Annotated in this window: 12 protein-coding genes and 1 pseudogene; 11 read left to right on the forward strand and 2 right to left on the reverse strand. The window is 41.9% G+C overall.

What is annotated here, in order from left to right; all coding sequences use genetic code 11:
• Both AC1HJP_RS17465 and AC1HJP_RS17470 read right to left on the reverse strand, forming a co-directional pair.
• Positions 1-1,238, reverse strand: a pseudogene (locus AC1HJP_RS17465) (S9 family peptidase); the annotation flags it as partial.
• A 359-nt stretch (positions 1,239-1,597) separates the two neighbouring features.
• Positions 1,598-3,367, reverse strand: a complete 1,770-nt coding sequence (locus AC1HJP_RS17470) for a DUF885 domain-containing protein (protein ID WP_480362859.1) — start codon at positions 3,365-3,367, stop codon at positions 1,598-1,600.
• A 319-nt stretch (positions 3,368-3,686) separates the two neighbouring features.
• Between AC1HJP_RS17470 and AC1HJP_RS17475 the strand changes: the two genes are divergently transcribed.
• The 11 genes from AC1HJP_RS17475 to hemB all read left to right on the forward strand — a co-directional run bounded on the left by AC1HJP_RS17475 (position 3,687) and on the right by hemB (position 13,296).
• On the forward strand, positions 3,687-4,670 hold the full coding sequence (locus AC1HJP_RS17475; protein WP_480362933.1) for a GGDEF domain-containing protein: 984 nt from the start codon (positions 3,687-3,689) through the stop codon (positions 4,668-4,670).
• Between the two features lie 121 nt (positions 4,671-4,791).
• Positions 4,792-5,547 (forward strand): bifunctional demethylmenaquinone methyltransferase/2-methoxy-6-polyprenyl-1,4-benzoquinol methylase UbiE, encoded by a 756-nt coding sequence (ubiE, locus tag AC1HJP_RS17480; RefSeq protein ID WP_480362860.1) that lies wholly within the window; start codon positions 4,792-4,794, stop codon positions 5,545-5,547.
• 13 nt (positions 5,548-5,560) lie between these two features.
• Entirely contained in the window at positions 5,561-6,163 is a 603-nt protein-coding gene (locus tag AC1HJP_RS17485; RefSeq protein WP_480362861.1) for a ubiquinone biosynthesis accessory factor UbiJ, read from the forward strand.
• Positions 6,164-6,173: 10 nt separating this feature from the next.
• Entirely contained in the window at positions 6,174-7,775 is a 1,602-nt protein-coding gene (gene ubiB, locus AC1HJP_RS17490) for a ubiquinone biosynthesis regulatory protein kinase UbiB (protein ID WP_480362862.1), read from the forward strand.
• Between the two features lie 57 nt (positions 7,776-7,832).
• Positions 7,833-8,063, forward strand: coding sequence for a Sec-independent protein translocase subunit TatA (gene tatA, locus AC1HJP_RS17495; RefSeq protein ID WP_138477702.1), 231 nt, complete (start codon positions 7,833-7,835; stop codon positions 8,061-8,063).
• Positions 8,064-8,068: 5 nt separating this feature from the next.
• On the forward strand, positions 8,069-8,401 hold the full coding sequence (gene tatB, locus AC1HJP_RS17500; protein WP_349284853.1) for a Sec-independent protein translocase protein TatB: 333 nt from the start codon (positions 8,069-8,071) through the stop codon (positions 8,399-8,401).
• 12 nt (positions 8,402-8,413) lie between these two features.
• Entirely contained in the window at positions 8,414-9,160 is a 747-nt protein-coding gene (gene tatC, locus AC1HJP_RS17505; protein ID WP_138477699.1) for a twin-arginine translocase subunit TatC, read from the forward strand.
• The gene (locus tag AC1HJP_RS17510) at positions 9,157-9,651 is read left to right on the forward strand and encodes a hypothetical protein (protein WP_480362863.1); all 495 of its coding nucleotides are present in this window, start codon (positions 9,157-9,159) and stop codon (positions 9,649-9,651) included. Before tatC ends, AC1HJP_RS17510 begins: the two co-directional genes overlap by 4 nt.
• Entirely contained in the window at positions 9,651-10,439 is a 789-nt protein-coding gene (locus tag AC1HJP_RS17515) for a TatD family hydrolase (RefSeq protein ID WP_480362864.1), read from the forward strand. Before AC1HJP_RS17510 ends, AC1HJP_RS17515 begins: the two co-directional genes overlap by 1 nt.
• A gap of 1 nt (position 10,440) precedes the next feature.
• The gene (locus AC1HJP_RS17520) at positions 10,441-12,276 is read left to right on the forward strand and encodes a sensor domain-containing diguanylate cyclase (protein ID WP_480362865.1); all 1,836 of its coding nucleotides are present in this window, start codon (positions 10,441-10,443) and stop codon (positions 12,274-12,276) included.
• 9 nt (positions 12,277-12,285) lie between these two features.
• Complete coding sequence (gene hemB, locus AC1HJP_RS17525) at positions 12,286-13,296, forward strand: porphobilinogen synthase (RefSeq protein WP_480362866.1); 1,011 nt, start codon at positions 12,286-12,288, stop codon at positions 13,294-13,296.
• Positions 13,297-13,386 lie beyond the last annotated feature (90 nt).

A 13,386-nucleotide genomic window follows, 5' to 3' on the forward strand; every position in this document is an offset into this window, starting at 1 on the left:
GGCAAAGTAAGATAACCATGAATTTCAAGGCCGTCTCTCGCTTTAAATGAAACAGGCTTAGTTTCTGCCATCAAACGATGGTCAATACCTTCCTTTGTATTAAATAAAAACTGTAACTGATTTTTATCCGCATGATACAAGTAGTAAGTACCCGGATTAATATCACTGCGAGCAAGAACAATAGACTTATTCGCATCAACCGTTGTACTCACCAGGTGAATTTGTTCACCAGGCAAAGACTGTATTAAGTCTTTTAAACGTTGAGTCATTTTTGCCGTGTTATCAACAAAGGCATAAGTTGGGTATCCTGGCTCTAGCTCTACAGCAAATAGCTCATGATTAACATTATCAACCCATAACTTTTTAGGTGAAACTTCTTGGTCTTGAAGTAATTTTTTGACCTTGCCAGACCCTAGGTTTAATTCAAAAACTCCTTCTGCTTCTCCAGATTCAGACGCTGTGATGTAGATCTTTTTACCACTACCATCAAATGCATGCAGACTAATATCTGTAAGATTTGCATTGAGCTTAAACTCTCTCCAGTCATCTTTATTGTTATCTCTAATGTGGATAGTTTGGTTTATATAATCATCTGTCGACAACGACACTCTCACATGTCCTTGATTGTCAGTTAAGAAGGCTGCCATTCTTGAAGGAGAGCGTGTAATTCTTTTTCGCACACCCGTTTTTACGTTCACTCGGTATACGATAGTTGTTGGTTCTTTACTTGCATTCCATGGAATAGTGTAAACAAGCATATATTTTTCGTCATTGACTAATGGATCCAAAATATATGAAGTGCCATATAAAGGCGTCGCTTTCTTCAAACGAGAGCCTGTTTGAATCTCACCTTGATAGCCAACCAAGTATTTTCCACCCGAGCCATCAGCATCAATGCCAAAAATCTCGCCGTAATATAAGGGGTGATCAGTCCAACCTTTTAAGTATAATTTCTGGAGTGCTAATCGCTCCTCATTAACCCATTCATAGTAGCCGACTTCAGAGTTGCCACTAAACCTAACAACGTTAATGATTTTATTAGTTGCCAACTCTAAAACCACAAGGCTATCTCGGCCTTCTACTTCAGAAGTAAAGCTTAAATATTCCCCTGTAGGAGAGAGTTTAACTTGGGAGTACTTTGAGCCAGCACTAAACGCCTCTATTGGTATTTGCTTTGCAGCGACTGTCTGCCCAAAAAGCAATAATAATATCAATGCCCCATAAATTACTTTTTTCATTTAGTATTCATTCCTTTTAAAAATATCAGTCTAACACTAAAGTTTTTGTCTTTAAATTGTAAACAAACATGTCATTATTAATTTCATTTTTTCGAAGTGAAGCACCACTTATTCTTAATCATCAGCAAACTTCATTTAGGCTAAGCCTGAAAAGCACTCATGTTTAATACTAACGCTCAATCATTTTGAGGGATTAAAAACTAAAATTTAGTGGTGTTAGAAGAGATTAAATTGCTTTGTCAGTTACTAGGTTTTGGACTGACTAGTCATTAAGGTAAGTACTCTATGCTGAGTGAAAACAAAGTCATCATTAAAAAGGCCCTAGTAGAAATATAGGGCCTTCATATGCAGGTGGATAACTAAGATTGAGCTAATGTATCGTTTATATATTGATCCACTTGCTCTTCTAACACAAACAGTGGCACTGAACCGTGGCGTAAGATCTGGTGGTGGAATTCACGAATATCAAACTTATCACCTAAACGTGTTTCTGCTTCTTTGCGCAAACGCTTAATCGTCAACTCACCAATTTTGTACGATAATGCTTGTCCTGGCCATGAAATGTAGCGATCGGTTTCGGTTTTTACGTTATGTAACGATAAAGCCGTATTATCTTGCATAAACTTCATTGCTCTATCTCGGCTCCAACCAAACATATGCATACCGGTATCAACCACTAAGCGCGCTGCGCGCCACATTTCGTAAGTTAAACGGCCAAAGTTGCTGTATGGGTCTTGGTAGAAGCCCGCTTCTAGCCCTAAATACTCTGAATATAGGCCCCAACCTTCACCAAATGCTGAGATATAAGCATTACGGCGGTAACTTGGTAAATAATCTAGCTCTGCGTTTAAAGCGATTTGTAAGTGATGGCCTGGTACTGCTTCATGCAGCGTTAACGCTTCTAAAACATACAGTGGGCGCTTATCAAGCGCATAGGTATTTACCCAATAAAAGCCTGCTTCATCGTCTTTGCGTGCACCTGAATAACGGCCTGTTGTGTATTTAGGCGCAATGCTTGCTGGTACTGGGGCAACACCGTATGGACGACGAGGTAATGTATGGAACAGCTTAGGCAGTTGTGCATCCATTTTTTTAGCAATGAAAGAGGCTTCTTTTAACAGCTGTTCTGGCGTTGTAGCGTAAAATTGCGGGTCGGTACGTAAGAAGTGCACAAACTCAGCAAAGCTACCTTCAAAGCCAACTTGCTCGATAATTTGCTCCATTTCCGCACGAATTCTGGCAACCTCTTGTAAACCTAGCTCATGGATTGCTTCAGGGGTCATATCCGTAGTGGTGTAATGCTTAGCGCGATTAGCATAGAAGGCTTTGCCATTAGGTGTACTGCTAATACCAATCTCTTCACGCGCTGCTGGACGATATTCTGTTGTGAAGAATGTGAAGTAGTCCTGATACGCAGGAATAACCGACTCTGACAACACTTGCTTCGCCTGCGCCTGTAAAGCCTGCCATTCATTGTCACTTAATTTGGCGGTATTTGCCTTAAACGGCGCAAAAAACTCAGAGTCTTCAATGTTTTTAGGGATATAGGCAGAAATAGATTCTTCGTAGCCAACAAGCACGGCCTGTGGCTGAGTTAAACCCACTTTCATACCTTCTTTCATCCACGCAATATTTTGCTGAAAAAATCGAGGGACTTGTGAAAGACGTTTTAGATATAACTCAAAGCCTGCTTTTTTACTGAAGTCATGCCCTCGAACCATAAATGATAAACTTGAATGAAAACCATATTCAGAGGTCAACGGCATGTAATGTGCGTTAAACTGGTATTCGTCAACCTTATTCTGCACCTGCGCACGAATAATGGTGTGGTTGATTTGGTTTTCACCGCTTAATCGCGACACATCAATGCGGTCTAACTGCGCTAAAAAGTTGACTCGTTGTCTATTTTGCTCTGCCAACGCCGCCGCTGATAAGTTTGGCAATAAATACTCTGCATTTAAATCTTTGCGAGAATAAGGGCTAATTTCGCCGCGATATGTTTCTATTTGCTGAGTTAATTGTGTGAACTCAGTGTCTAAAGACTGACTAGTAAGTTGACAGCCCGATAGCGCTAAAGTGACCGAAAGGACACAGGCACTTAACAAGCGAGTTGGTCGAACATTTTTCACTTTTTTTATCCTGTAACTGATTTATCACTACCTTATCGACTCTAAAAGCACGGATGCAATAAATTGCGACCAGCTTAAACAAACAGCAAGTTCGGTCCTCACTTTGTTCTCAAGTTTGAAACTCATACTTTTTGCTCGCATTTCAATCAAAAAATCCCTCTTATCTTTATATTTACTGCTTTGACGCATTTTTTCCTTTGCAAAAAACCAGAAAAAAAGTAGTCTGGGACGGTTGTGATGGATCACAGAGTTTCATAGGGAGGTTGCTAATATTTTGTTTGATTTAGTATGCGGTAGTAACATCATGTTTCATGATCCAATGGTAGTAGCTCAAGAGAAAATGACTAAGGTCTGCGTGTTCTTAGAGCAGCATCATTTACCTCCAACTCCGCTCAATTACCAAGTCGCTTACACATACATTAGCAAGTCTCATAACGAACTCAACCAAACCTTAGACTATGCCATCAGGCAAGGTCACAACATTGACAGCATCTTTATCGAGCAGCTGTACTTTGAACACCTGAACCGCAACCATGACATGGAAGCAACAATGCTGAGAAACGTCGATGGTGTGGTAACTAGCCTTGCTAATTCAGCACAACAATCTCAGCGTAGTATTACCAATTTTGCAGAGCAAGTAAGCGTTTGCGTCAACAGCTTAGATGAACACAATATCGCAAAGACCAAACATGCACTGAGTCAGTTGGCCAAACATACTGATGTTATTCTTCAGCAGCATAAAAAGTTCAAAGAAACACTTCAGAAAACCCGCTTAATGCACCGCGAGGCGAGGCAACAACTTACGAAGCTGCGTAAAGAGCAGCTGATTGATGTGCAAACAGGTTTGTATAAACGTCATTACTTAAATCAACAAGCACAACTGTGGATCACACAAGATAAACCTCTGTGTGCTATCTCCATTCAGATCAATAACCTGCATGAGTTTTCTGAAGACTTTGGTGACCTAGTTAGTGAAGTCGTACTTAATCGTGTAGCGAAAAAGATCCAAAAGTATGTGTTTGAAAGTGGCTTACCTGGTCGCACTGCGAAAGATGAGTTTGTCGTATTGATGTCTGATATTGAACCGGAAACCGCTAATATCATCGCAGAAAAGATCCGCGTTGGTGTAGAAAAGCTTAAATTTGTCAGCTCAAAAAGTGACAAAAACCTACCCAAGGTCGACTTATCTTTTGGTATTGCTAAACGCAATGACGAAGAGAATTTTAACGCGCTAGCACGTAAAGCAACACATGCAGCACATAAAGCACATTCTCTACAGCAATCCGCCTTTATTGCCCTTTAACAAACAAAGTCTAAATTTTCGCAAACAAACGCAAATTCATCTGTTATAAATTGCACCTCTTAGCCGCAATCAAGTACACTATAGCTTGAAAATTCAATGCCAAACAATTAGAGAAGCAAAGATGAAAGAGTCGCAGCACAATACCACTGACTTTGGTTACAAAACCGTTGATCGCGAAGTAAAAGCCTCTATGGTTGCCGATGTATTCCATTCCGTTGCGGCCAAATATGACATCATGAACGATCTTATGTCGTTTGGTATTCACCGCCTTTGGAAACGCCAAGCCATTGCTTGCGCAGGTGTACGTAAAGGCCATCGCGTTTTAGACCTAGCAGGTGGTACTGGTGACTTAACTGCAAAGTTCAGCCAGTTGGTTGGTGACACTGGTCAAGTTATCTTAGGCGACATTAACGACTCTATGCTAAAAGTGGGCCGTGACAAACTGCGTGATTTAGGCTTAGTGAGCAACATTGAATATGTGCAAATGAATGCCGAGGCGCTGCCATTCCCAGATAACAGTGTTGATGTGATCACTATTGCATTTGGTTTACGTAACGTTACAGATAAAGATGCTGCTCTTCGCTCTATGTACCGTATTCTTAAGCCAGGTGGTCGTTTACTGGTATTAGAATTTTCTAAAACAGATAATGAAGCGCTTTCAAAGCTATATGATTTCTATTCTTTCAATATTTTGCCAAACATGGGCAAATTGGTTGCCAATGACAGCGAATCTTATCGCTACCTTGCAGAGTCTATTCGTATGCACCCTGACCAAGAGACACTGAAAGGTATGATGGAAAACGCAGGCTTCGAACAAGCAACATACCAAAATATGACAGGTGGCATCGTTGCGTTGCACCGAGGCTTCAAGTACTAGGATCAAATCAACTATGTTGACGACGCTTGCCTGCGCAGCCATTGAGAATGCGCTTAATCTGCTGTTAGACAAAGAGCCTAGCTTAAAGCTAGCACTTGATCAGGTTAAGCATAAAACCTTGGCCGTTGAAATTCGGGACTGGCATACAACTTATGCACTCACTTTCACTGGCAGACAGTTTATGCTGTTCAACAACTACCAAGAGCAAGCAGAGTGTAAGATCAGCGCACATTTAGAGACCCTGCCAGAACTCAAAGATCCCAGTGTCATGACACAGCTAATTCGTCAGGACAAACTTGACTTAGAAGGTGACTTGCACCTAGCACAGGCCTATAGTGGCGCTTTTGCCAAGTTAGACATTGATTGGGCTGAGCATCTATCTGCTTATATCGGTGATGCACCAGCGCAACTCATCTTTGAAAAAGGCCAACAAACCAAAGCGTGTTTAAGTCACACTGCCACAACCTTTGCGGGCACTTTCACACAACTTATGCAAGATGAGCTGAAAGTTGCGATTCATCCATTAGAATTGCAACAGTTTAAACAGCATACACGCGCCATTAAACAACACACTGCGCAACTCGAACAACGTATTGAACAACTTTTAAATCGCTGAGGGAGCTATTTTGTCTGCATCGCGTTTGTATCATATTACAAAAACCCTACTGCAATACGGCCTTGACGACCTCATACCGAAAGACAAATTCCCTTGGTTTGCAAAAGCCGCCAGAAATAGCTTATTTTGGCTGCAAAATCAGCATAAAGATAAACCTCTGGGGTATCGCCTTCGCTTAGCCCTGCAATCTCTTGGCCCAGTTTGGATCAAGTTTGGACAAATGCTGTCTACTCGCCGTGACTTACTGCCTGATGATATCGCTCGCGAGCTTGCCCTACTGCAAGACAAAGTAGAGCCGTTTGAAGGCCACAAGGCACAAGAACTCATCGAACAAGCGCTAGAAATTAATAGCATCGATGCGCTTTTTGCTAACTTTGAGCAAACCCCGTTGGCGTCTGCGTCTATTGCCCAAGTACACACCGCAACCCTAGAACTTGAGTCCGGTACTCAGGACGTCGTCATTAAAGTCATTCGCCCTGATATCGAAAAACAAATTCATGCCGACTTATCTTTAATGGGGCAAGTTGCCAAAGTCATCGTCAAGTTTATTGGTGAATCACGCCGTCTTCGTCCCGTAGAAGTAGTAAAAGAATACAAGAAAACTTTATTAGATGAACTCGACCTGCAACGTGAAGGGGCAAATGCCCTGCAACTAAGACGCAACTTTTTAGACTCTGACGCACTATATATTCCTGAGGTATTCAGCGATTACTCACGCAAGAATGTGTTGGTGATGGAACGTATATATGGTATTCCTGTATCAGATATTGATGCCCTTGAAGCTCAAAATACCAATTTAAAATTACTTGCTGAGCGTGGTGTTGAAGTCTTTTTCACCCAAGTATTCAGAGACAGTTTTTTCCATGCCGATATGCACCCTGGCAATATCTTTGTCTCTCGTGAACACCCTGATAATCCGAAATATATTGGTATCGACTGCGGCATCGTCGGCACCCTAAATAAAGAAGATAAACGCTATTTAGCAGAAAACTTTATTGCCTTCTTTAACCGCGATTATCGCCAAGTCGCGCAATTGCATGTTGATTCGGGCTGGGTGCCCGCCGATACTTGCGTTGAGGAGTTTGAGTTTGCCATTCGTACAGTGTGCGAGCCCATTTTCAATAAACCGCTTGCTGAGATTTCATTTGGCCATGTGTTAGTTAACCTGTTTAACACAGCACGTCGCTTTAATATGGAAGTACAACCACAACTGGTATTGCTGCAAAAAACCTTATTGTATGTTGAAGGGTTAGGTCGACAGCTCTATCCACAGCTCGATCTTTGGCAAACGGCGAAACCTTTCTTAGAAAATTGGGTCAAAGAACAAGTAGGCCCTGTCTCAGTATTGAAACAAATGTATGCTAACTTGCCATTTTGGGCAGAAAAGATGCCTGAACTACCAGATTTAATCTATCAAAATCTGAAACAAAAAAAGCAGCATACCGTGCAGCCTGTAGTAAGCTCTCAAAAGCCTATTTTATTGGGAATGCTGGCCTCTAGCTTGTTAATTGTCTCTGGCCTCAGCTTTTTAGCAGCGCAGACAACCTTGAGCACCATTACCCTAATTGCATCAATCGGCGCATTTCTAGCGGCGTGGCGTAAAACAGGGTGATATTTTGCTCACTGAGCGTATAATCAACTTTTATTTAATCTTTCATACGGAGTCATTATGGGTGTAGGTGGAATTAGTATTTGGCAACTTCTGATTGTTTTAGCGATCATTGTGCTTTTGTTTGGTACTAAAAAACTACGCGGCATTGGTGGCGATTTAGGTAATGCAGTAAAAGGCTTTAAAAAAGCCGTTTCTGATGAAGACCAAAACAGCAAACCTGAGCAACTCAAAGACAACAGTCAACAGCAAACCCAAGCAGCTGAAGAAAAGCAAAAAGATAAGGTTTAACCCTTATGGGTATGTGGGAATTAGTGGTCGTCTTAATCGTCGGCCTCGTTGTGTTGGGCCCTGAACGACTGCCCGTCGCAATTAGAACTGTCAGCCGCTGGATTAAAACCATTAAATCAGTGGCTAATTCTGTTAAAGCTGAAGTCAATGAGGAGCTGCGAATTCATGAGTTGCACAACAACCTTAAAAAGGCTGAGCAACAAAATATGGAAGATTTAGCACCAGCACTAAAAGAGTCAGTTGAAGAGCTTAAAAAGGCCGCTGAGTCAGTACAACACAGCTATAAACAACCCGTTCAACACACCCCCGTTGAGCAGAAAAACGATAATCAGAAATAACGAGCACCCACTATGTCCGAATCGCTTCAAAGCGGGTTTATTGGCCATTTAATTGAGTTGCGTAATCGCTTAATGAAAGCGTTACTCAGTATTTTATTGATATTTATTGCCTTAGTTTACTTTGCTAACGACATATATGCTTTTGTCGCTGATCCGCTTGTACAGAGCTTGCCTGAAAACAGCACCATGATTGCAACTGATGTGACGGCCCCTTTCTTCGCGCCGTTTAAGTTAACCTTGTTTATATCCTTGTTTGCTGCCATCCCTTTCATTTTGCATCAGGTGTGGAGTTTTATCGCCCCCGGTCTTTACCAACATGAAAAGCGCATGCTGATCCCCATTTTGGTGTCGAGTATTGTGCTGTTTTACTCAGGTATTGCTTTTTGTTATTTCGTTGTCATGCCAATCATCCTGGGCTTCTTTACGAGTGTCGGCCCTGAGATGATGACGCTTTCTCCCGATATCAGCAGCTACTTAAGTTTTATCTTAAAATTATTTTTTGCCTTTGGTGTCGCATTTGAGATCCCTGTTGCCATCATGTTGTTATGCTGGAGTGGTGCAACAACAACACAAAGCTTGCGAGAAAAGCGTCCTTATATTGCTGTCGGTGCTTTTGTTGTTGCGATGTTTTTAACACCGCCAGATGTTCTATCGCAAACTTTACTCGCATTACCTATGCTATTGTTATTTGAGTTAGGTCTTATATTAGCGGCTTTTTATACAAAAAAAACAACTGAACAACAGGAAGAAGAGCTATGAAAAAAATACTAATGACAACGATTTTATTACTCTCTGCGTCTGGTTATGCCTCTCAGATTAATGTGCAAGCCCTAGAGGCTTGCAGCCTAGTAGAGAACGATTTAAAGCGCTTAATGTGTTATGACAAAGTCATCGCCGGCAAGAAAATTTCTCAATCAGTAATGAAAACCGAAGAGAATAAACCCGCTAAAACACCTAAAATGGCTGAAAAACCTCAGAGCAAAGCCAATGAATTTGGGCTAGAGAAAAGCAAACAAGCCGCGGCTAAAAAGCTAGATGAGATCCGCTCTACGGTTATAAAAATAACAAAGAACCCGAGAGGACAACGTACTTTCACTTTGAGCAATGACCAAATATGGAAGCAGAAGGGTTCAGACCGATTTACGGCCAAAGAGGGAGATGAAGTCATTATCATCCGTGGTGTTTTTGATTCTTTTAGAATGAAAAAAGCAAATACCAACCGTCTCATACAAGTTAAACGTATTCAGTAATGCATAATCGTTTCATCGATGCGGGTATCAATTTAACCAGCAGTCAGTTCGATAAAGACAGGGCAGAGATGCTTTTACGTGCCGGTGATGCCGGCATAGACAATATGCTGTTGATTGGTTGCTGTCTTCAATCTAGTCATGAAAGCTTGTCGCTTGCCAAACAGCATGGTTTCGTGAGCACAGCAGGGATCCACCCTCATGATGCGAAAGATGCACCAACAGATTTTGTGGCGCAGATCCGCGCCTTAGCCGAATATCGTGAAGTGGTTGCAATTGGAGAGTGTGGTCTCGATTTCAATCGTGATTTTTCTCCTCGCGATAGCCAAAATGCAGTTTTAGAGCAACACCTACTGCTCGCTCAGCAGCTTGATATGCCTGTATACCTTCATGAAAGAGATGCCTTTGATAATATGCGTGCACAGTTAGAGCGCACTTCCGTCAAGGGCGTGCTGCATTGCTTTACCGGAGAACAAAACGCGCTAGAGTACTATTTAGACTACGGTTTAATGATTGGAATTACTGGCTGGTTATGTGATGAGCGCCGTGGCGAACAATTGCAAAAACTACTGCCTTTGATCCCAGATGACAGGCTCTTACTCGAGACCGATGCCCCTTATCTGTTACCTCGTAGCTTAAAGCCTAAGCCAAAATCTCGTCGAAACGAACCTGCTTTTTTGCAAGAAATTGCAAAAGTCGCTGCTGAACTGAGAGGGCAAACAATCGAGCATATTTCAGAGGTCACACGCAATAACTTTCAACGTTTATTTTTGTCTGATAGGGACAAGTAATATGCGTATCTTGCTGTTATTTTTATTATTCTTCAGCTCATTTTTTAGCTCGGCATTAGAGGTAGGCAATGACTTTCGCTATCAAAAACAATTGCCATACGCTTATACGTTGGACGACAGCAAAAACCTAAAACAACTGATTGAAAAAAACATTAGCTGGACAGATGAAGCAACAGAGCCACTTAATTTAGGTAAAACCACTCAGCCACTATGGCTTAAAATCTCTCTAAAGAATCTCTCTGTCAGTGATATCGACTTATTATTAAGTGTTGATAATATCTTACTCGATAAAGTCACCGCCTATATTGCCACGCAAGACAACTCAATTATCACGCTCGCTTTAGGCGATGCACTGCCGCTTGTAAAAAGGCCGATAAAGCATGAGGCACAGCTAGTACCCATCAAACTTCTAGCGCAACAACATGCTATTTTATATCTCAATATAGAACACTCGGGTGCCATCAATGTACCTTTGAGTCTGTGGCACCCTATTGAATATATAAAATACAAAAGCAAATTCAATCTGATTTACGGTATTTTTGCCGGCTTTATTATCGCCCTTGCACTGATGCATTTGGCGCTGTTCTCATTTACCAAAAAGCCTTACTTTCTTTATGCGACAGCATTTGTGAGTTTACTTTGGTTACTCAACATTCACCTCTATGGCTTTAGCTATCGCTATTTGTATGGCAATTGGCAGTGGCTACAACAATACGCACAGCCTTTGCTGATCTTACTGTCGAGCAGTGCCTTAATTCCTTTATTGAAACCTTACATAAAGATACCAAAGCTCAAAAAAGTACTTTCGTTACCTAAGCGCTATACATATATTGTGATTGCAATACTCACACTTACTCTGGGTCTATTGCCAATTGATGTTGCCTTGGCATCAAGTTATACCCTCAGCTTTGTTGTGATTACAGCACTTATGCTGGTATTTATTAGCCAATGGGTGATTTACAAACAGCATGCTCCTTGTTTTATTGCCATGTTTGCTTTCATGCTTTTTGCATTAGTGCATCAAGTCAGTTTTGAATTAGGCTTTCTTTCAGGGCCGCAATTGAGTACCCCTGTCAGCTATTTTTGCTACTTCATTGTGAGCTTAATTCTTAGTTTTGCCCTGGTAAGACAGTTTATTTCTGAACGAGACCTTGAGGTCGAAGCCCAACAAGCTAAATTGGCCCATAGCCAAGCCCAAGATGTTCTGCTTAATGAAAAACTTAAACTACAAGAACAAACACAAGCTGACTTAGAAGCACTCGTTGATGAACGCACGTTCGAATTACAGGTAACTTTGCGAGAGCTTGAAGATAAGAACCGTGAGCTTGAACAAATCAACATCGAAGATCCACTCACTAAAATTAAAAATCGTCGTTATTTCGATAAACGCCTACAAATGGAAGTAAGACGCTCAAGGCGTGAACAAAGTACATTAAGCGTCGTGATGTTAGACATAGATCACTTCAAAAATATTAACGATACCTATGGCCACTTAAGTGGCGATAAAGCCATTTGCGCCGTTGCAGATATCATCAAATCGCACTTACAGCGCCCTTCAGATGAAGTCTTTCGTTATGGCGGCGAAGAATTTGTCATGTTACTACCGAACACAGAGCTTGCAGGTGCACAACAAATTGCCGAGCAGATCCGCAGTACCGTTGACGAATTCCAATTAAAACTCGATAAAGCAATCGTCAATCTGACGCTCAGCGCTGGGGTTTATAGTGCGGTTGCTATCGACCCTAAATCACCACATCTTTATACCGACTTTGCTGACAAAGCCCTCTATGAAGCTAAAAAGCAAGGCCGCAACCAAGTTAGAATCTATCAGCCTTAGGAGAATAGAATGGCTCAATCAGGATTAGATTTATTTCCTTATACTCGTATGCGTCGCATGCGTCGTGATGACTTCTCTCGTCGCCTGATGAGTGAAAATCAATTAACCGTGAATGACCTGATTTATCCAGTTTTTGTACTTGAAGGGAAAAACCGCCGTGAGGCCATTGAATCTATGCCTGGCATTGAAAGGCTATCTATTGACTTGCTCGTAGAAGAAGCAAAAGAGTTAGTAGAGCTAGGCGTACCTGCAATTGCAATCTTCCCAGTAACACCTGCTGATAAGAAGTCACTCCATGCAGAAGAAGCCTACAACCCTGAAGGATTAGCACAGCGAACAGTGCGCGCCTTAAAAGCTGAGTGTCCAAGCCTTGGCGTGATCACCGATGTGGCACTTGACCCATTCACGACGCATGGTCAAGACGGCATCATTGATGAAACAGGCTATGTGATGAACGACATCACCACTGAGATCTTGGTCAAACAAGCAATATCACATGCTGAAGCGGGTGCCGACGTGGTAGCACCTTCGGATATGATGGATGGCCGCATCGGTGCCATTCGTGAAGCGCTTGAAGCTGAAGGTCACATCCATACACGCATCATGGCGTATTCTGCAAAATATGCGTCAAGCTACTATGGTCCGTTCCGTGATGCAGTCGGTTCTGCAGGCAACTTAAAAGGCGCTGATAAAAAGAACTACCAAATGGACCCTGCTAACTCAGACGAAGCCATTCGTGAAGTTGCACTAGACCTGCAAGAAGGTGCCGACATGGTGATGGTTAAACCAGGCATGCCTTACTTAGATGTGGTACGTCGCGTAAAAGACGAGTTTGGTGTACCAACTTTCGCTTATCAAGTAAGTGGTGAATACGCCATGCATAAAGCAGCGATTGATAACGGCTGGCTTGCTGAAAAACCATGTATTATGGAATCGTTACTAGCATTTAAGCGTGCCGGCGCTGATGGCATTCTGACTTACTTTGCCAAGCAAGCAGCTATCTGGTTAAAAGAGCAGTAAAAACCACATGTAATAAAGAGCGAAAGCATAGAGTTTTCGCTCTTTATTTACCTCAAATATTAACATTTTGTCATTTTTATGTAACATACC

Source organism: Pseudoalteromonas sp. NFXS53 (assembly GCF_056629255.1).

What these genes read in the sequence shown, in the direction of transcription:
- tatB (WP_349284853.1), top strand. Translation starts at nt 8,069, where the DNA reads ATGGGTATGTGGGAATTAGTGGTCGTCTTAATCGTCGGCCTCGTTGTG.
- AC1HJP_RS17520 (WP_480362865.1), top strand. Translation starts at nt 10,441, where the DNA reads ATGCGTATCTTGCTGTTATTTTTATTATTCTTCAGCTCATTTTTTAGC.
- ubiE (WP_480362860.1), top strand. Translation starts at nt 4,792, where the DNA reads ATGAAAGAGTCGCAGCACAATACCACTGACTTTGGTTACAAAACCGTT.
- AC1HJP_RS17485 (WP_480362861.1), top strand. Translation starts at nt 5,561, where the DNA reads ATGTTGACGACGCTTGCCTGCGCAGCCATTGAGAATGCGCTTAATCTG.
- AC1HJP_RS17510 (WP_480362863.1), top strand. Translation starts at nt 9,157, where the DNA reads ATGAAAAAAATACTAATGACAACGATTTTATTACTCTCTGCGTCTGGT.
- AC1HJP_RS17475 (WP_480362933.1), top strand. Translation starts at nt 3,687, where the DNA reads ATGGTAGTAGCTCAAGAGAAAATGACTAAGGTCTGCGTGTTCTTAGAG.
- hemB (WP_480362866.1), top strand. Translation starts at nt 12,286, where the DNA reads ATGGCTCAATCAGGATTAGATTTATTTCCTTATACTCGTATGCGTCGC.
- AC1HJP_RS17515 (WP_480362864.1), top strand. Translation starts at nt 9,651, where the DNA reads ATGCATAATCGTTTCATCGATGCGGGTATCAATTTAACCAGCAGTCAG.
- tatC (WP_138477699.1), top strand. Translation starts at nt 8,414, where the DNA reads ATGTCCGAATCGCTTCAAAGCGGGTTTATTGGCCATTTAATTGAGTTG.
- tatA (WP_138477702.1), top strand. Translation starts at nt 7,833, where the DNA reads ATGGGTGTAGGTGGAATTAGTATTTGGCAACTTCTGATTGTTTTAGCG.